The sequence below is a fragment of the Longimicrobium sp. genome (assembly GCF_035474595.1).
Taxonomy (GTDB): domain Bacteria; phylum Gemmatimonadota; class Gemmatimonadetes; order Longimicrobiales; family Longimicrobiaceae; genus Longimicrobium.
In genome coordinates, this window is the sequence record NZ_DATIND010000080.1 from 166,528 (window position 1) to 185,368 (window position 18,841).

Annotated in this window: 15 protein-coding genes; 12 read left to right on the forward strand and 3 right to left on the reverse strand. The window is 72.4% G+C overall.

Annotated elements, in window-relative coordinates; genetic code table 11:
- The first annotated feature begins 42 nt into the window (after nt 1-42).
- Complete coding sequence (locus VLK66_RS14065; RefSeq protein WP_325310066.1) at nt 43-540, forward strand: LEA type 2 family protein; 498 nt, start codon at nt 43-45, stop codon at nt 538-540.
- A 155-nt stretch (nt 541-695) separates the two neighbouring features.
- Here VLK66_RS14065 and VLK66_RS14070 read toward each other — a convergent pair whose 3' ends face one another.
- Complete coding sequence (locus tag VLK66_RS14070; protein ID WP_325310067.1) at nt 696-2,231, reverse strand: hypothetical protein; 1,536 nt, start codon at nt 2,229-2,231, stop codon at nt 696-698.
- Between the two features lie 312 nt (nt 2,232-2,543).
- On the opposite strand from VLK66_RS14070, the gene VLK66_RS14075 reads away from it, so the two are divergent.
- From VLK66_RS14075 to VLK66_RS14085, 3 genes are all read left to right on the forward strand, one after another.
- The gene (locus tag VLK66_RS14075) at nt 2,544-2,876 is read left to right on the forward strand and encodes a hypothetical protein (protein WP_325310068.1); all 333 of its coding nucleotides are present in this window, start codon (nt 2,544-2,546) and stop codon (nt 2,874-2,876) included.
- Between the two features lie 431 nt (nt 2,877-3,307).
- Nucleotides 3,308-5,254, forward strand: coding sequence for an ABC-F family ATP-binding cassette domain-containing protein (locus tag VLK66_RS14080; protein WP_325310069.1), 1,947 nt, complete (start codon nt 3,308-3,310; stop codon nt 5,252-5,254).
- Between the two features lie 186 nt (nt 5,255-5,440).
- Nucleotides 5,441-5,674 carry a type II toxin-antitoxin system HicB family antitoxin gene (locus tag VLK66_RS14085; RefSeq protein ID WP_325310070.1) on the forward strand — a complete coding sequence of 78 codons (234 nt, stop codon included), beginning with the start codon at nt 5,441-5,443 and terminating at the stop codon, nt 5,672-5,674.
- A gap of 200 nt (nt 5,675-5,874) precedes the next feature.
- On the opposite strand, the gene VLK66_RS14090 is transcribed toward VLK66_RS14085, so the two are convergent.
- The gene (locus VLK66_RS14090) at nt 5,875-6,864 is read right to left on the reverse strand and encodes a hypothetical protein (protein ID WP_325310071.1); all 990 of its coding nucleotides are present in this window, start codon (nt 6,862-6,864) and stop codon (nt 5,875-5,877) included.
- A gap of 520 nt (nt 6,865-7,384) precedes the next feature.
- Between VLK66_RS14090 and hflX the strand changes: the two genes are divergently transcribed.
- The 6 genes from hflX to VLK66_RS14120 all read left to right on the forward strand — a co-directional run bounded on the left by hflX (nt 7,385) and on the right by VLK66_RS14120 (nt 14,242).
- Nucleotides 7,385-8,707, forward strand: coding sequence for a GTPase HflX (gene hflX / locus VLK66_RS14095; RefSeq protein WP_325310072.1), 1,323 nt, complete (start codon nt 7,385-7,387; stop codon nt 8,705-8,707).
- A gap of 310 nt (nt 8,708-9,017) precedes the next feature.
- Nucleotides 9,018-9,911 (forward strand): DUF2520 domain-containing protein, encoded by an 894-nt coding sequence (locus tag VLK66_RS14100; protein WP_325310073.1) that lies wholly within the window; start codon nt 9,018-9,020, stop codon nt 9,909-9,911.
- Nucleotides 9,908-10,636 (forward strand): pyridoxine 5'-phosphate synthase, encoded by a 729-nt coding sequence (locus tag VLK66_RS14105; RefSeq protein ID WP_325310074.1) that lies wholly within the window; start codon nt 9,908-9,910, stop codon nt 10,634-10,636. The genes VLK66_RS14100 and VLK66_RS14105 overlap by 4 nt, the downstream gene beginning before the upstream one ends.
- Nucleotides 10,637-10,832: 196 nt before the next feature.
- The gene (locus VLK66_RS14110) at nt 10,833-12,263 is read left to right on the forward strand and encodes an Hpt domain-containing protein (RefSeq protein WP_325310075.1); all 1,431 of its coding nucleotides are present in this window, start codon (nt 10,833-10,835) and stop codon (nt 12,261-12,263) included.
- A gap of 4 nt (nt 12,264-12,267) precedes the next feature.
- Nucleotides 12,268-13,362, forward strand: a complete 1,095-nt coding sequence (locus tag VLK66_RS14115; protein ID WP_325310076.1) for a lysylphosphatidylglycerol synthase transmembrane domain-containing protein — start codon at nt 12,268-12,270, stop codon at nt 13,360-13,362.
- Nucleotides 13,355-14,242: a 4-(cytidine 5'-diphospho)-2-C-methyl-D-erythritol kinase gene (locus VLK66_RS14120; RefSeq protein ID WP_325310077.1), complete on the forward strand. Its 888-nt coding sequence runs from the start codon at nt 13,355-13,357 to the stop codon at nt 14,240-14,242. The genes VLK66_RS14115 and VLK66_RS14120 overlap by 8 nt, the downstream gene beginning before the upstream one ends.
- Nucleotides 14,243-14,655: 413 nt before the next feature.
- Here VLK66_RS14120 and VLK66_RS14125 read toward each other — a convergent pair whose 3' ends face one another.
- Entirely contained in the window at nt 14,656-15,285 is a 630-nt protein-coding gene (locus VLK66_RS14125) for an STM3941 family protein (RefSeq protein WP_325310078.1), read from the reverse strand.
- Between the two features lie 108 nt (nt 15,286-15,393).
- Here VLK66_RS14125 and VLK66_RS14130 point away from each other — a divergent pair, with 108 nt between their 5' ends.
- Together VLK66_RS14130 and VLK66_RS14135 are read left to right on the forward strand one after the other, a co-directional pair.
- The gene (locus VLK66_RS14130) at nt 15,394-15,945 is read left to right on the forward strand and encodes a hypothetical protein (RefSeq protein ID WP_325310079.1); all 552 of its coding nucleotides are present in this window, start codon (nt 15,394-15,396) and stop codon (nt 15,943-15,945) included.
- Between the two features lie 608 nt (nt 15,946-16,553).
- Nucleotides 16,554-18,785: a cyclic nucleotide-binding domain-containing protein gene (locus VLK66_RS14135; RefSeq protein ID WP_325310081.1), complete on the forward strand. Its 2,232-nt coding sequence runs from the start codon at nt 16,554-16,556 to the stop codon at nt 18,783-18,785.
- Nucleotides 18,786-18,841 lie beyond the last annotated feature (56 nt).

Below are 18,841 nucleotides of genomic sequence, written 5' to 3' on the forward strand. Positions count from 1 at the left end.
CGTCCGGCGGCAGCTGACGCAACACCAGATGGAGCGAGACCCATGCGACTGAAGATGACGGCCGCGCTGACCGCGGCGGCCCTGGCGGTTTCGGCGTGCAGCGGCACGGTGCAGCGCCCGGACATCGAGCTCGAGGGCGTGACGCTGGGAAGCATCGGGCTGGCGGGCGGCACGCTGGTGGCCAACATCCGCGTGCACAACCCCAACCGCTTCACCCTGCGCGCGCAGGACCTGCGCTACCAGCTGTTCCTGCGCAAGGCCGGCTCGACCACCTCCGGCGACAGCGCCTGGACGCGCTTCGCCGAGGGCACCTACGGCGACACGCTGACCGTGCGCGCCGGGCAGACGCGCACCTTCGGCATTCCCGTGTCGTTCAGCTTCGGGCAGCTGGCCGGCGCCGGGCGCGGGCTGATGGACTACGGCCGCGTGGACTACCGCGCCGAGGGCACGGTGGACGTGCGCACTCCCATCGGCCTGCGCAACGTGCCCTTCCACAAGGTCGGCACCTTCATCATGGGCAGCACCTCCGGCAGCCGGTAACCAGCGGCAGGGCAGGGGGATGGAAAATCGGCGGGCGATCCGGATCTCCGGATCGCCCGCCGATCTGCATCACTCCTGCTTCCCGTCGGATGAACGAATTCGCGGCAGACCCGGCATGGTACCCTTCCAGCGCGAATCCTCCGGCTGCGATCCTCTCACGGCCTCCAGGAGGGGGCCATCATCCGCTGCGGGATGGCCGGGGTGCGGATGGGCATCTCCACTCCGGTGGCGACCTGGACCAGCGTCAGCACGCCCTGGTCGGTGCTCGCGATCAGGTACGCCCCGTCCGGGGAGAGGTCGAAGTGCGCCCCGAACTTCGTGCCCGGCTGGGTGACGGCGCGGTCACCCGTGCCATCGGGACGGATCGCCCGGATCTGCCCCGATCCCTCGGTGAGCTCGCCCGACGCCACGTACAGGATCTCGCTGCCGTCGGGACGCCAGCGCGGCGACAGGGCCGTGACGCCCAGGCTGCGCATTGCCCCCGTGGCCACGTCCAGCACGTGCAGCGGCATGGGGTTGGAGTAGCTGCCGATGAACGCGACCCGGGACCCGTCGGGCGAGGGTGCCCCGTGCCGCGCCGTGCCGATCACCTCCCCGGGCGTGAGCTGCTGCTTGCCGGTGCCGTCCGGCAACGCGCGGTAGAGCAGCGGCTCGGTGGTGGAGCCGCCCTCGAAGTACACCCAGCCCCCCGCGAAGCGCGGCCACGCCTCCTCGCCCATGCGGTCGGCGTCCGGCAGCAGCCGCCGGGTGGCCCCGGTGGCCAGATCCAGCACGTACAGGGAACGGCTGTGGTCGGTGTTGCTGTCGTGGTAGTACAGCCGCGTCCCGTCCGCGCTCCATGCGCTGCCCATGGCGGCGTTGTAGCCGGGGAACGCGCCGGTGGTCACCCGCTTCGCCAGGTTCGATCCGTCCAGCGTCATCGTGTACAGCGAGGCCTGCTGGTTCGACAGCGCCACCGCCGTGTAGGCCGCGATGGTCGCCTGCGGCACCACGCTCACCCACGAGGTGTCGGCGGCGCCCGCCAGCTCGGCCACGACCGCCGCCCGGCCGACCGCCGTGCCCTGGACGGTGCTTCCCGCCAGCGCCACCGGGCCCGAGATCACGCGGAAGGCCACGCCCTGGGCCCCGCCGGCATTCCCGTGGCGGTCGCGCGTGGTGGCCGTCAGCGCGAAGGACCCGCCGGCCAGCACCGCCGTGTCCGCCGGCGCGGAGGAGAGGGTGCGCGGCGCCCCGGGCAGGATCGTGTAGCTCGCCACCACGAACCGGTCCAGGTCGGGCACCGCCACCACCACTCCGCCCTGCATGGCGTAGCGGAACATGCGCAGCCGGACCGCGGCGCGCCCTTCGCCGTCCGTGTGCTCGATGGCATACGTTCCCCCGCCGCTGCCCCGGGTGGGCGACACCAGCACCGTGGGCTGGTCCGATCCCTCGGCGATGGCGGTGGCCAGGAACCCGACCTCGGCGTTGGCCAGCGGGCGCCCGTCGCTCCCGTTCACCTGCACCACCAGGGGCTGGGCGAGGATGGCGTCGACGGTATCGGACACCCCGGCGCCGGACACCACGGTGATGCCGGGCGTCCCCTTCGGCGGCGGATTCGCGTCGGACGGGCTGCCGCAGGCAGCGGCTACGACAAGCAGCGCCAGCGCGGCGGCGCGGTAGTTGGGCACGAGCATGGTGTGGGGGCGGTTCACTCGGTGGGGAGAAGACGGAGAGGATTACGCGGGCAGAACTTACCTTCGGGTAAACACCCGTGTCAACAACGAATAAACATGTGGTTGCGTCACTCCGCCTGCCGACCGTTCTCCGGCGACGACGTTCGCGGATCCTGACGGGTCGCTGCCCGAACTTTATCGGCTGGAAAAGATTTTGCATCGGCGCGGGACCGGCCGCGCCGTGCGGCCCCGATCCTCCCGGGCGTGCGGATCCCACCCACCGCCGCGGACGCTCCGCCGCCGTGGTCGTCCATCCGCATCCCACCTCATCTACCCTCCAGGAGGTGCACCATGCGGAAGATGAAGCTGACCCTGGACGACCTGCAGATCGACAGCTTCAGCACCACGCCGGTCCGGAGAGGGAAGGGAACGGTGTACGGAGAGCAGTGCACCTGTCCCACCGCGTGTACCTGCCCCGGCTGCCCCACCTGCGACGCCTCGTGCAACGGCTCGTGCGGGGGCGCCTCGTGCATCGACACCTGCGCTGCGTCGTGCTACGGCACCTGCGACGCGTCGTGCAACGGCACCTGCGACTACACCTGCGGCGGCAACACCTGCGATCCCACGTGCGCCGGGTGGGCGACCCAGCCCAGCCCGCGCGAGTACTGCATCTTCTGCGGCTGATCCGGTGCCCTTCGGCAGGGCCCGGCACCTGCGGCATCGGCACCACTTCGCCGGGCCCGTAAGCGGTGGCAGGGCAAGGAGATGAACAGCGGCGGGCGATCCGGGGGATCCGGGTCGCCCGCCGCTTTGTTGCACTCCAAACCACCCGCCAATGGAATTGGCGGGCAACAACAGCACAAAGTCCCTTCGGGACTGCTGGCCGGCGTCTCTGCCTTTATCCGGCACACTGCCGTCCGCCGAATGAGCGGAACCGTGCAGGGTGCTGAAGCCCGTCCCTCCCCCATGGGGTTTTGGGGGAGGGACAGGCGGGCGGCGGTGCGACGGGAGTCGCGCCGGCCAAGCCAGGGAGAGGGTCCGCGGGGGCCGCGGAAACGCGTTTTGGTTAGATTACCCGCCGCACCCAGATCTCCAGGCACGACGCGCGAGGGACGATGACGCTGGTCCGGCTGCAGGACGCGGGGAAACAGTACGGCGACCGCTGGATCATCCGGCACGTGGACTTCCACGTGGCGAAGGGCGAGCGCTGGGGGATCGTGGGCCGCAACGGCATCGGCAAGACCACCCTGCTGAAGCTGATCACCGGCGAGGACGAGCCCACCGAGGGCGATGTCTGGCGCCACCCCGGCCTCCGCTTCACCCACATGCGCCAGGAGCGCGGCGAAACCAGCTCCGGCACCATCGCGCAGGCCGCGCTGGAGCCCTTCGCCGAGCTGGTGGCGATGGAGGAGCGGCTGCACCGCGAGGCCGCGCGGCTGGCCGAGATCGCGCACGACGGCGACGAGGGGCGTCGATTGATGGCGAGCTACGACCGCCACACCGAGGAGTTCCGGCGCCGCGGCGGCTACGAGATGCACGCCCGCGCCGAGGCCACCCTCGAGGGCCTCGGCTTTCCGGCGGACACCTGGACCAAGCCGCTGCGCGCGCTGAGCGGCGGCGAGCTGGGGCGCCTCCGCCTGGTCCAGACGCTGCTGGCCGAGCCCGACGTGCTGCTGCTGGACGAGCCCACCAACCACCTGGACCTCCGCTCCACCGAGTGGCTGGAGGAGTACCTGAAGTCCTATCCCGGCACGGTGATGGTGGTCAGCCACGACCGCGTGTTCCTGGAGCGGCTGGCCGACCACGTGCTGCACCTGGAGGAGGGAACGGCGTTCGCGTACGCGGGCGGCTTCGAGAGCTTCCTGGAGCAGCGCGAGGCCCGGCGCGAGCTGCAGCGCAGGCAGTACGAGCAGCAGCAGGCGCACATCGCGCGCACCGAGGACTTCATCCGCCGCAACCTGGCGGGGCAGAAGACGAAGCAGGCCAAGAGCCGCCGCACGCTGCTGTCGCGGATGGAGCGCGTCGGCGCGGTCGGCGAAGACGGGCGGGGGATGGCGCTGCGCTTCGGGCAGGCGGCGCGCAGCGGCGGCACGGTGATGCGCATCGACGGCGTGAGCTGCGCCTTCGGCCCGCGTACGCTCTTCGCCCCGTTCAGCGCCGAGGTGTCGCGCGGCGAGCGCATCGCCGTGATCGGACCCAACGGCTGCGGCAAGAGCACGCTGATGCGCGCGCTGGCCGGCGAAGGCGCCCCCTGCGCGGGAAGCGTGATCCCCGGCACCGGGGTGGTGCGCGCGTACTACCGGCAGGACTTCGCGCACCTGGACGAGGCGAAGACGGTCTGGCAGGAGGTGAGCGACGGCGTGAAGGGGACCATGCCCGAGCTGCGCGGCCACCTGGGCCGCTTCCTGTTCTCGGGCGACGACATCCAGGCGCGCATCGGCAGCCTTTCCGGCGGCGAGCAGGCGCGGGTAGCGCTGGCCAAGATCACCCTGCAGCGCGCCAACCTTCTCCTTCTCGACGAGCCGACCAACCACCTCGATCTCGAGAGCCGCGAGGTGCTGGAGGAGGCGATCGAAGGGTACGACGGCACGGTGATCCTCATCTCCCACGACCGCGCGTTCCTTTCGGCGACGTCGACGCGCGTGTGGAGCTGGACGGACGGGCGGTTCGAGGACTACCCCGGCGGGTTCGACGACTGGCAGGACTGGGTCGCCCGCCGCCAGGCCGGCGCCTCCGAAGCCGCGGCGTCCTCCGCCGCGAAGCAGGCCGCGGCGCAGCAGGCGGCGGCCGCGCAGGCGCCGAAGCCGTCCGGCGGCGCGCTGTCGAAGAACGAGCAGCGCCGCCGTGAGGCCGAGCTCGCCCGCCTGGAAGCCCGCATCCACGAGATCGAGACGCGCGTCGCCGAGATCGAGTCCGCGCTCGGCGACCCCGCGATCTACGCCCCCGGGGCCGACCCCGCCCGCCCCAAAGCCCTCGCCGACGAGCGCGACGCGCTCACCACCGAGCTGGCGGAGGCGTACGCCGCGTGGGAGAAGGTGGGCGAGGAGCTGGCGGGGGTGTAGTTTTCCCTGCTGGCCAGCAACAGACGCACAGAGATGACGTCATCCTGAGGCCGGCCACACCGTCGTTGCCTTTGCACGGGCGGTTGCAGGCCGAAGGATCTACAGGCGAGGTCGCACGTGCGCTGCGGGATCGCACGATCGATCCCCGAAGCCGGTATCAGGCGTGTTCGAAAGGTGCTGGGGAAGATGAGCCAATATCAGGTAGTGATCCTCTGGAGTGAAGAGGATTCCGCCTTCCTCGCCGTCGCTCCGGAACTGCCTGGATGCATGGCTCACGGCGCGACGCGTGACGAAGCGCTCCAGATGGTGGAGCAAGCAATGGAACTCTGGCTGGATGTAGCTCGCCTGCATGGCGACCGGATTCCGCTTCCCGCGAAGCGCCGCATCGCGTGGTCATCTCACGCGGAGAAGGGTTTGTGATATCGAATCCGGGAGATCGGTGCAATCCGGAAGCACACGTGCGACCTCGCCTATGGATCCTTCGGCCTGCTACCGCTCGTACGGGGGCAACGACGGTGTGGCCGGCCTCAGGATGACGTCTCTCTGTGTGTTTGTGGCCGAGATCAGCTTCAGAACGGCTTGACAGGCGCCGCGCCCGTTGGGACGCGGCGCTGTTTGCTTCAGCGGCTGAAGAACGTCGAGATGGCCATGCCGTCCGGCGAGGCGCCCGTCGGCAAGGTACGGACGACGGCGAGGAGCTGCAGGTCGATGACGGCGACCTGGCCGTTGGCCATGGTGGGGACGTAGGCGGTGCGGCCGTCGGCGGAGAAGATGGCGCCGCCGGGGGTGTTGGGGACGGCCACCGTGGTCTCGCGCATCGTGACGGTGTCGATGACGCGGACCAGGTCGAGCTCGGGGGCGGGGATGAGCGCGCGGCGGCCGTCGGGCGAGAGGGCGACGCGGTAGGCGTGGCCCGGCGTGGAGATGGCGGCCACGCGCGCGCCGGTGGCGGTGTCGAACACGTAGGTGCTGTCGAGCGCCATGCTCGCGGCCCAGATGCGCCGCCCGTCGGGCGAGAGCGCGGCGCCCTCGGAGCCCGGCCCCACCTGGATGGTGCGGGCCGGGCTCTTCGTCCGCACGTCCAGCTCGGTGACGGTGCCGGAGCCCACGTTGGCGGTCCAGACCTTCCCACCGCCGGGCGCAACCGCCAGAATGTGCGTGCCCTGCTGCGCCGTCGGCATCACGCCGCGCAGCTCGCCGCCGGGGAAGGCGACGAGAAGGACGCCACGGCTGGTCTCCGACGTGACCGCCAGGAGCGAGTCGCCGGGGAGGAAGGCGATGCCGTGCGGGCGCGTGTGCGGGGCGAGGTCGATCGTGCGCGCGACGGTCCGGGTGGAGACGTCGATGACCGTCAGCGCGTGGCCCACCGCCGCCCGGTCGCCATAGTTGGTGGCCACGGCCCAGCGCCCGTCGCGGGTCACCGCGACCTCGTGCGGCGCGGGCGCGGACGGCAGCGCGGCCAGGGTGCGGCCGGTGGCGACCTCGACCAGGTGCACGGTGGCGTCGCCCTGGTTGGCGACGACGAGGACGTCGCCGCGCGGAGGCTGGGCGGGCGCGGTGTCGGGCGACGCGGCGAGGGCGGCGGCGAGAAGCGGGATCAGTGTGTGCATCGGCGTTCGTGCGGGCGGAGGTGGGTCCGGCTCGGGAGGGGTTTCCTGGCGCGAACCCCGGCATCGCTGAATCTCACGCGGAGACGCGGAGACGCGGAGGTGGCTCGGCTGCATTGCCGCGATGTGGCAGCGATGATGCCGGCGGCACGCCGGAGAGCCGCGGCCGCAGTCCCGGAGGGACTTGGTGCTTTTCCAGCCCGCCAATTCATTGGCGGGTCGGGGCGGCCGATCTGGTGGCGAGGCCGGGTTAACGCAATATCGTCCCGTACGGCGCCGGGTGCGAGGATGCGGGTGCGAAGCACGCGTTTCGCGGTGCGGGTGGTGGGCGATGGTGGATCGGCCGGGATGCGTGAGGGATGCGCGCCCGAAGGGCCGGGAACCCGCCGCGCACGCATCGGAACCCGCGGATCCGCAGCGGCGTCCGGCGCGGCGGGGGCCCGGCGCCGTTGGCAACAGTCGTATCGTTGCCTACGGCGCGCGCAGCCCGGTTTGGCGCCTGGGCGCCAAACACGCCCGAACCATGCAGTTCTACAGACGGTCAATCGAACCGGAGGCGGCAATCAGCACGCGTGAACTGATCGAGCTCGAAGACCCGCGGGAGCGGGCGATCCTGGTGGGCGCGCCCAGGAAGAGCGAGCCGGCGCAGGTGACCGACGAGCACCTGGAGGAGCTGGAGCGCCTGGCCGACACCGCGGGGGTGGAGGTGGTGGGGTCGCTCGTCCAGCGCGTGGACAAGCCCAACCCGCGCACCTACATCGGCGAGGGGAAGGCCGAGGAGCTGAAGGCGCAGGTGGCCATGGAGGGCGCCACTCTGGTCATCTTCGACGACGAGCTGTCGCCGGCGCAGGGGCGCAACCTGGAGGCCGAGGTGGGCACGCGGGTGATGGACCGCGCGGAGCTGATCCTGGACATCTTCGCCACCCGCGCCCGCAGCGCCGAGGCCCGCGCGCAGGTGGAGCTGGCGCAGCTGCAGTACCTCCGCCCGCGGCTCACGCGGATGTGGGCCCACCTCTCGCGCATCCGCGGCGGCCCGGGGATGCGCGGACCCGGCGAAACGCAGCTGGAGACGGACCGGCGGATGGTGGACATCAAGATCGCGCGGCTGAAGGGCGAGCTGGAGCGCGTGACCCGCCACCGCGAGACGCAGCGCAAGAGCCGCGCGGGCGAGACGCGCGTCTCGCTGGTCGGCTACACCAACGCGGGGAAGTCGTCGATCCTGCGCGCCATCTCGGGCGCCGACGTGTTCGTGGAGGACCGCCTCTTCGCCACGCTGGACCCGACCACGCGCGACGTGGACGTGGGCGAGGGGTACGACGTGCTGCTGACCGACACGGTGGGCTTCATCCGCAAGCTCCCGCACCATCTCGTCGCGAGCTTCCGCGCCACGCTGGAGGAGGCGGCGGAGGCGGACCTGCTGCTGCACGTGATCGACAGCGCGCACCCGGGGTGGGAGGAGCAGAAGGACGTGGTGGACCAGGTGCTGGCGGAGCTGGGGATGCGCGAGCAGCCGCAGATCCTGGTGTTCAACAAGATCGACCGGCTGACGCACGGCGAGGAGGAGGCGCTGCGCCAGCGCAACCACGGCCGCCGCGCGATCTTCGTCTCCACGGTGGAGGAGGGCGCGCTGGAGCCGCTGCGCGAGCTGCTTCGCGACGAGGCCCGCAAGCGCCGCCCCGACGTGCACCTGACGCTGCGGAGCGACCAGGGCGCGCTGCTGGCCGAGATCTACCGCGAGGGCGAGGTGCTGGAGCGCGAGGACGAGGGCGCGGAGATCCGCATCCGCGCGCGGCTGCCGGATTCCACGCTGGGGCGGCTGCGGAGCCGGGGGGTGGAGGTGGGGTGAGGTGTGAGGCCTCGGCTGACCCCGAATGGAATTCGGGGGCAACAACAGCACAAAGTCCCTGCGGGACTGCTCTCCGGCATCCCTGCCCTTCGACCGGCACACTGCCGTCCGCCGCGTGAGCCGGGCCGTGCAGGTCCCACCGGAGCCCCGTCCCTCCCCCAGGCAGTTCTGGGGGAGGGCCCGGCGGCCCGGCGGCGCGACGGGAGTCGCGCCGGGCGAGCCAGGGAGAGGGCCCCGCCGCGGGCGCGCATCCACATCACCATCCATCGCCGATATCCGTCCTTTGACCGCATCTCCCGGCATCCGTTCGTTGACCGTATCTCCCGGCACGCTCGACCGGCTGTGGATCGTGGGCGCGGGGCGGCTGGGGCTCGCGCTGGGGCTGCGGCTGCACCGCGCGCGGGCCGTGTCGTCGCTCGTGTACTCCGGCCGCCGCTCGTCGGCCACCCCCGACCACCCGCTCTTCCGCGGCTTCCACCCGGGCGCGCGCTACCAGGCCGGCTTCACGCCCGCGCCCGAGGGCGTGACGGGGATGCTGATCGCCGTGCCCGACGACGCGATCGCGCGCGTGGTCGGGCAGCTCGAGGCGGTCGATCTCCCCGCTGGCCTCCCCGTGATGCACGCGAGCGGGAGCCTGTCCGTGGACGTGCTGGCGCCGCTGGCCGCGAAGGGGCACCCGGTTGCGGGGATGCACGTGCTGGCGGCGATCGCCGACCCCGTCGAGGGCGCGGACCGGCTGCGCGGGGCCACCTTCGGCGTGGAGGGCGAGGGCGCGGCGCGGGCGCTGGCCGAGCGGCTGGTGGCGGCGTGCGGCGGGCGCGTGCTGGCCATCCGCCCCGGCGGCAAGGCGCTGTACCACGCGGCGGCCGTCTTCGCCTCGAACTACGCGGTCGCGCTGCTCTCCGTGGCCGAGCGGCTGATGATCGATGCGGGCGTCCCCGCGGAGGACGCGCAGCCGGCGCTGGCGGCGCTCGCCGCGGGCGCGGTGGAGAACGTGGCCGCGCGCGGGCCGGCCGAGGCGCTCACCGGGCCCATCGCGCGCGGCGACGCGGCCACGGTGGAGCGGCACCTGTCGCGGTTGTCCGGTGCCGACCGGGACTTATATTGCCTGCTCGGCCTGGAAGCCCTGAAGCTGGCGGAGGCGCGCGGAACCGATCCCGCGGCGCTGGCCCGGGTGCGCGAACTGCTGGGGGACAAGCGTTGAGGCTCTACGTCAACATCGACCACATCGCGACGGTGCGGCAGGCGCGCGGCACCGACGAGCCGGACCCGGTGCGCGCGGCCGTGCTCTGCGAGCTGGGCGGCGCCGACGGCATCACCGTGCATCTCCGCGAGGACCGGCGCCACATCCAGGACCGCGACGTGGAGCTGCTGATGAAGACCGCGCGCGGCGTGGTCAATCTCGAGCTCGCCGCCGCGTCGGACGTGCTGGCGCTGGCCGAGGGGTGGCGCCCGCACCAGGCCACCCTCGTGCCCGAGCGGCGCGAGGAGGTGACGACGGAGGGCGGGATCTCGCTGGCCGGCGAGGCCGCGCGCGGGTGGGTGGGCGAGGCGGTGAAGCGTCTGAAGGATGCCGGGATCCGCACCTCGCTCTTCATCGACCCCGACGCCGACGCCGTCCGTGCCTCCGTGGACCTGGGCGCCGACGCGGTGGAGCTGCACACCGGCGAGTACGCCAACACCCGCGGCGAGGAGCGCCACGAGCAGCTGCGCCGCCTGCGGCGCGCGGCCGCGCTGGGGCGCTCCGTCGGCCTGGGCGTGCACGCGGGGCACGGGCTGACGTACGAGAACGTGTCGCCCGTGGCGGCGATCGAGGAGATCGAGGAGCTGAACATCGGGCATTCCATCATCTGCCGCGCCGTGTTCACCGGAATCGAGCGCGCCACCCGCGACATGGCCGAGATCCTGCGCCGCGCCCGCGCCGTCTGATACCGGATTCGGAGATTGATCGTGCAATCCGACAGCACACGTGCGACCTCGCCTATGGATCCTTCGGCCTGCAACCGCGCGTGTGGGGGCAACGACGGTGTGGCCGGCCTCAGGATGACGTCTCTCTGTGCGTCTGGAATGCACAGGTGATTGCCAGATCCGGTACGATTCCCATCCCCCCGACCCACGCATACGGATGTCGCAACCGCTGAGCGAATACTTCGCGCGCGAGGCCGGCGAGTACCTGGACCGGCTGGACGCGCTGCTGGCCCGCGACGGCGCGCCGGACCCGGTGGAGTTCTTCCGCCTTGCCCGCGGCGTGCGCGGCAGCGCGCAGATCGCCGGGGCCGACGCCGTGGCCCGCGTGGCCGAGGGGATGGAGGACGCCGCGCGCGCGCTCCGCGACGGGGCGCTGGCGTGGAGCTTCGACGTGCGCCGCCGCGTGCAGGACACGGCGTCCGACCTCCGCGCGCTCGTCTCCGCGTACGGCAACTGGGGGGCGGACGAGGAGCGCCGCGCGGGCGAGGCGGCGGCGCGCTGGGAGGGCTCGGGCACCGGCCGACGCCGCGCCGATGCGGGGCCGCGCGACCAGCTGCACGACTTCCTGCGCCGCGAGATCGACGGGGTGGTGGGGGAGCTGGACCGCGCGCTGGCCGAGCTGCAGGCGCAGCCCGCCGGGCGCGAGCCGCTGCGCGCCGTGCTCCGCCGCATGCGCCCCGTGCGCGGCGTGGCGGGGATGGACACGCTCTCGCCCGTGCTGGAGCTGCTGGAGGGGGTCGAGGACGCGGCGCACGAGGTGCTGAGCCGCACCACCCCCATCCAGTCGCGCGAGGTGGCGCTCCTGACCGCCGCGCGCGACGGGCTCCGCGCCGCCGGGCGCGCGCTGGAAAGCGGCGGTGACGTGGGGGCCATGCCGGAGCTGGAGCGCTTCCGCGAGGCGCGCGAGCGGCTGGAGGGCTCGGGGGATGGGGGAGACGCCGGGGTCGTCCCGGTGGCCTCGCTCTTCTTCGACGACGCGGGGCCGCACGTGGTGTCGTCGCCGATGGCGCCCGCGCCGGGGGCCGAGGGCGCGGGGACGCTGGCCAGCGACGTCGAGGGCTTCCTGCGCATCGAGGCGACCGGCTTCCTGGACCGCGCCGAGGGGCTGGTCGCCAGCCTGAACGCGCGCCCCGGGCGCTTTGCCCGCATCGCCCGCGACCTTGCCGACCTGGCGCGCGGGGTGGGCGAGCTGGCGGTGACGTACGGGATGACGGCCATCTCCGCCGCGGCCGACGACGCGGCGGCGCGCATCGGCCGCGCGGGGACGGCGGACGAGGCCCGCGGCGCCCTCCTGCGGCTGCGGCAGACGCTCCCCGGCGCCGCGCCCGCATCGTCGGCGGAGGAGACCGCGCCGATGGCGATGGAGACGGCGCGCGCGGAAGCGGAGCCGGCCGCCGCGGGGGCCGACGGCGCGGTGCCGATCGAGTCGCTGGAGTACGACTCCGAGGCGGCGCTGCACGAGGCGCTGCGCATGCGCGACCGGCTGGCGTCGCTCGCCAGCGCGTCGCCCAACGGCGCGGCGCTGGGCGAGGCGCTGGACGAGCTCTTCGGGCTGCTGGCGCTGGGCATCGAGCGGCGGGCTGCGTGACCGGATGAAGCAGCGCGTACGCATCCTTCTCAGTCTCGCCATCACCGTCCTGTTCCTGTGGCTGGCGCTGCGCGGGGTGAACTGGTCCGAGGTCTGGACCCACCTGCGCGGCGCCAACCCGTTCTGGCTGGCGCTCTCCATCCTCATCTCCACCCTCTCCATCCACGTCCGCGCGCTGCGCTGGAAGGTGCTGCTGGAGCCCGTCGACCCGCACGTGCGCTGGCAGCCGCGCGTGGCCGGGACGGCGGTGGGGATGGCGGCCAACAACCTGATCCCCGCGCGCGTGGGCGAGATCGTGCGCGCGGTCGTGGCCGCGCGGCTGGCGAAGCTTCCGTTCAGCGCGGTCCTGGCCTCGCTCGTCGTCGAGCGCGTGCTGGACGGGCTGGTGACCGTCGGGCTGCTGCTGGGGGTGATGGCGCTCCCCGGCTTTCCCAATCCGGAACGGGCGCGGTGGGTCCTGGGGGGCGTCCGCATCGTCGCGGCGGCAATGACGGCGGCCGCGCTGGTGCTGATCACGCTGGCGGTGATGCCGAAGCGTTCGGTGCGCATCGCCGAGGCGTTCGCGGCCAGGATGCTGCCGCACCGGCTGCGGCGCCCGTTCCTGGCGCGGCTGGACGAGTTCATCTCCGGGCTGGCGGTGCTGCGCAGCCCGCGCCTGCTGGTGCTGTCGATGCTGTGGGCGGTGGCGCAGTGGCTCTTCATCCCCCTGTCCATTCTGTGCGCCTTTCGGGCGTTCGGCGTCGAGGGACCGGGCTACGTCGGCGCGCTCTTCCTGCAGTCGGCCATCAACCTGGCCGTGGCCATCCCCGCCGCGCCGGGGTTCTTCGGGCCGCTGGAGGCGGCGGCCACGTACGGCCTCGCGCTGTGGGGCGTGGAGAAGGCGCGGGCCGTCTCCTTCGCCATCGGCTACCACCTGGGCGGCTTCACCGTGGTGACGCTGGTGGGGCTGTGGTACGTGCAGCGGCTGCACCTGAGCTGGCGCGAGCTGGCGGGAACGGCGGAGAAGGGCGGGGCGGAGGGGGATGATTCGCTGCCCGGTGTGAAGCGGAGAGACGAGCGGCCCGCCGCTGCCCGGCGCGAGGCGCGGCGGCGTGCCTGACCGCGTGGCCGTCGCCGCGCCGGCGAAGGTCAACCTCCGCCTCTGCATCCTCGCGCGCGAGGAGAGCGGCTACCACGCACTGGAAACGGTGTTCTGCGCCCTCTCGCTCGCCGACCGGGTGTCGGTGGCGCGGGGGGATGCGGGGATCCGGCTGGAGATGGAGGGTGGGGTGGATGCGGGGCCGCCGGAGCGGAACCTGGCCGTGCGCGCCGCGGACCGCTTCCATCGCGAGATCGGCGAATCGCCCGCGATCGACCTGCATCTGGCGAAGCGCATCCCCGCGGCGGCCGGGCTGGGCGGCGGCAGCTCCGACGCGGCGGCCGTCCTCCGCGCGCTGAACGCGCTGCACGGCGAAGCTGTCTCGCGCGAGGCGCTGCTGCAGATGGGGATCGAGCTGGGTGCGGACGTCCCCTTCTTCCTCTGCGGGTCGCCGCTCGCGCTGGCCTGGGGCCGCGGCGAACGGCTGATGCCGCTCCCTCCGCTCCCCCCGCGCCCCGTGCTCGTCGCCCACCCCGGCGAGGCGATGCCCACGCCCGAGGCCTTCCGCGAGGTCGCCGCCCTCCGCGGCGGCAGCTACGCCCCGCGCGCCACGCTCCTCGATCCATCCGCGCTCGCGAGCTGGGACGCCGTCGCCGCCCTGGCGACGAACGACTTCGAGCCCGTCGTCACCGCCCGCATCCCCATCCTCCGCGGCGCGCTGGAGATGCTCCGCGCATCCGGCGCCCGCATCGCCCTCCTGGCCGGCAGCGGCTCCTCCATCTTCGCCATCTTCGACGACTCCGCGGCGCGCGACGCGGCGGAGAAGCAAATCTCCGCGCTCGGCCTCACCACCTGGCGCGCGGAGACGCTGGGGGAGATGCCCCGCCCGACGACCGGCTGAAGTCCCGGACACACTGGGTTTGTGCTTCTGCGGCACCACCGGCTGTCGTCATCCTGAGTCGGACACCGCGCTGCGCGCGACCACGATGGATGAAAGGGGGAGGCGTCCTCCAGAGCGGAACCGGCTGCCGAGCCGAACAGCCTCGCGCAGTTTGCGAGGCTTCCCGTAGTTGTTGCTGCGACTTTAGTCGCCGGTGAGGGGCAAGGCTGCGAACTTTCTATTCAGGCCGCCCGCACTGCAACCAGCGTCTACACAGTAGGTTGCATGCCGAAGGATCTATAGCCGCGGCGGCACGTAACTCAGCGGAATGCACTGATTCTTCCTCTGGATTGTATCACGCGGAGACGCAGAGCCGCGGAGAATCGAATCCTCCGCGGCTCTGCGTCTCCGCGTGCGTCCTGCTTTTCGGGATGCTATCTCGCGGCGGCGTACCGGGCCATGTACGAGGCGACCTCCGTCTGCAACTCCTCGAACGGGATCTGGAGCGCGTTGGACGAGATCGCGATGGGGCTGCCGACCATGCCGGTGTTGGCCCGGTTCAGCATCCGCTGCAGGGGATTGCCCCGGGCGATGTACTTCTCCGGATCCGCGACGCTCAGGATGAGCATCCGCTGGCGCTGCATCTGGAAGATTCCCACGCCGGTGATCTCGGACCACGGGATGAACCCTGCGGCTACGCCGCTCGAGTTGTCGACGAGCCCTTCGGCGCTCAGGATGAGCCCGGGCCTCTTGTCGAACAGCTTCCGGACGCCGTACACCACGCCCGCGACGCCGCAGAGGGCCGCGGCGGCGCCGAGGGCGTGGAACACCACGGGAGCGGCAAAGCGCCGCAGGCTCATCATGAGCGACCCGTAATCGTCGGCCATGACGAACCACGCGCCCGCCGCCACGAAGAGCAGCGCACCGGCGATGGTCATGGCGATCTTGGCCCTGCTGAGCGGGATCACCCGTTCGTTGCCTGCGGACATGTTTGCTCGATTGGTGGGGAGTGGGGCGGCGCCCGAATGCGCGGAGGATGGTGGTGCGCCGATAATATCAAACATCTGTACCGCCGTGTCACGGGGGGATGCGGGTAAGCGGCCGGTCTGGCGCTTGCGATGCCGCGGGCGACCGAAATCCGCCCGCTGCCTTCGACTTCCGATCCGATTCGAATGCCGATCTCCCGCGCTGCCGTCGTCCGTACCGCCATCGCCGCGCTCGTGCTCGCCCTGGCGCTGCCGCGCGCGGCGGCGGCGCAGGAGGAGCCGCCGCGCGGAGAGCGGACGCACATCGACCTGATCCCGTACTTCGGCTACGCGCACGGGATCGCGGGGAGCCGCGACGCGTGGCTGGGCGGGTTCCGGATCGGGATGAGGACGGAGACGTGGGGCGTCGCGCTGACCGAGCAGAGCTGGGTGATCGGCTTGGCCTGCAACGACAATCTGGAGCCGTGCGACGACCCTGTCTCCACCACGCTCGGCGCCGAGTGGCGAGTGCCGGGGAGCTTGGGGTCGGCGCTGATCGTCGGGGCCGACGCGGGTGTGTTCGACGCGGATGGACCCTATCTCATCGGCGGCGTACGTCTGGGAACCGAGCAGGCGCTGGGCCCCGTCGCCGTGCGCTTCGAAAGCCAGGTGCAGAAGGTTCTCGGCCTGAACGTCGCGACCGTGGACGCGCTGCTGGGGCTGCGCATCTCCTTCGGCGGCCCGCGCCTGCCGCGGTGACGGCCCGTGGGTCGGGTTACAGCAGCCGCGTGCGGCCGCGGCGATGTTCGTCGAAAGCCTCCGCGGGCAAGCTCGTCGAGTCTCCCGCCCGCGACATCCAACTCGAGCTTGCGATTCCAGACGCGCGCGTCGAACTCGACGAGCCACTCGCGGAACTGCGAGAGCTCTTCGGAAGAGAGATGGCTGAACGCGGCTTCGATTTCGCCCAGAGTGCTCATGGCGAAAACGCCAGCCACATCGGGAAATCGTGACAACCTCTGCGATTTCGCAGCGGACGTGTGGTGACTGGTTATCGATTCTTCGGCCAACGAGTCGTGGTGCAGGGGCAGTTTCCTCGTGGCCGGCCTCAGGATGACGTTTTTGCGAGTTGATCGTGCATAGTGGTTGGTGATTTCGGGTTCACTCGCGCACGGGATCTCGAGTATCCGGAGTCCGCGCAGGCGGCGCGCAGGCGGACTTCGGGCCGTTGTAGCCGTGGCTTCAGCCGCCTTTCTCCTCCCCACGGTCGTCATCGCGATCCGCATCCCCCGCTTGCGCCAAGCCGGTGCGGTGCCGAACTTTCCGGGTGAACGCCCACCGCCCGGACCCTCTGGCCGCGCGTGCCTCCCATGCAGTCCTCCGCATCTCCATCGCTCGATCCCGACGCCGCGATCCGCTCGGTGCCGCTGTTCGCGTCCGTAGCCGCCGCCACGCTCGACGCGCTGGCCGCCGCGGCCGTCGCCATCCCCCTGAGCGACGGCGAGGACGTGTTCTCCGGCCCCGCGTCCGACGGGCTGTTCGTGGTGGTGGACGGGCACCTGGACGCGGTGGAGGAGGGCGGGCAGGCGCTGCGCTGGATGGAGCCGGGCGAGGTGTTCGACCGGCAGCAGACGCTGGCCGGCGTGGAGCGCACCGTGCAGGTGCGCGCGGCCGGCGCGGCCTCGGTGGCGCGCATCCCCTGCGGCGTGGCCGACGCGCTGGAGGCGGGCGACGCCGCGCTGCGCGACGCCATTGCCCGGATGCACGCGCGGCAGCTTCTCTGCCGGCTGGCGCCGGTGCTGGGCGCGCTGGACGCGCGGCTGCTGGACGACGTGGAGCGCGCCGCCGACTGGGTGTACCTGGACCGCGGCGACCTGCTGTTCGAGCAGGGCGACCCCGCCAACGGCCTGTACTTCGTGGTCAGCGGCCGGCTGCTGGTGGAAGTGGTGGACGGCGACGGCATCGCGCGGCCGGTCGGCGAGGCGGGGCGCGGGCAGAGCATGGGCGAGATGGCGTTCTTCACCGGCGCGCCGCGCACCGCCCGCGCCAGCGCCATCCGCGACAGCGTGCTGGTGCAGTTCACCAACGCCGAGTTCGACGCGCTGGTCTCCACCCGCCCGCAGCTGATGCGGCACGTGGCCGCCGGGCTGGTCGCGCGGCTGAACCGCGCCAACACGCACGCGACCGGGGCGCGCGTCACCAACCTGGCCGTTCTCGCCGCCAGCCCGGGCGCGCCCGTGGCCGCCTTCTGCGAGCGCCTGGCCGAGGCGCTGCGCTCGTTCGGCCCGGTGCTGCGGCTCAGCGCCGCCACGGTCGACCAGTACGCGGGCGAGGCGGGGATCGCGCAGGCGCCCGAGGACACGCCCGACAGCGCGCGGCTGCTGGCCTGGATCGAGGCGCGCGAGGCCAGCCACCGCTTCCTGGTGTTCGAGGCCGACGCCGAGCCCACCGCCTGGACGCGCCGCTGCCTGCACCAGGCCGACCGCGTCCTCCTCCTGGCCCGCGCCGACGAGGATCCGCAGCCGGGCGGGGTGGAGCGCGCGCTGCTGAACCATCCCCGCCGGCTGACCGACGCGCGGCAGTGGCTGGTGCTCATCCACCCCGAGGGCGCGCACCGCCTGCCCACGGGGACCCGCGCGTGGCTGGACTGCCGCGCCGTGGAGCATCACCACCACCTGCGCTGGGGGAGCGGCGAGGACATGGGGCGGCTGGCGCGGCACGCGGCGGGGCGCGCGGTGGCGCTGGTGCTGGGCGGCGGCGGCGCGCGCGGCTTCGCGCACATCGGGATGGTGCAGGCGCTGCGCGAGGCGGGGGTGCCCATCGACCTGATCGGCGGCACCAGCATGGGCGCGGCCATCGCCGCGCAGGTGGCCATGGGGTGGAGCACGGAGCGGGCGGTGGAGATGAACCGCCGCATCTGGGTCGAGATCCGCCCGCACCGGGTGTACGCCATCCCCGTCATCTCCATCATCAGCACCCGCAAGTCCGGGCTCATCGGCAGGCTGCTGTACGGCGACACGGAGATCGAGGACCTGTGGACGCCCTACTTCTGCATCTCCAGCAACCTGAGCACGGCGGAGATGATGATCCACCGCCGCGGCTCGCTGATGTGGGCGTGCACGGCCAGCGCGTCGCTCCCCGGCGCGGCGCAGCCGGTGCTGCTGGACGGCAGCCTGCTGTGCGACGGCGCGCTGCTGAACAACCTGCCGGCCGACGTGGCGCGGCGGATGGGGTGCGGCACCGTGATCGCCGCCGAGGTGTCGGTGGAAGAGGACGCGCAGTTCGTCTGCCAGCGCATCCCGCGCCCGATGGAGATCGTGCGCGACCGCGTGTTCCGCCGCCGCCGCATCAAGTTCCCGTCGCTGATGGAGCTGGCGCTCCGCGCGTCGATGCTGCACAGCGCGCGCGGCGAGCGCGAGGCGATCGCGGCCTCGGATTTCGCCCTGCGCCCGCCCATCGACGGGTTCCGCCTGATGGATTTCGACTCGCTCGACAAGCTGGTGAAGGTCGGCTACGACTACGCCCGCGAGGAGGTGGCCGCGTGGGCCGCCAGCGGTGCGCTGAACGGCCTCGGCATCGGCGCCACGGTGAACGAGGGCTGATTTCGATCAGGGGAGGGAGATGACGATCGGCGGGCGACCCGGCATCCGGGTCGCCC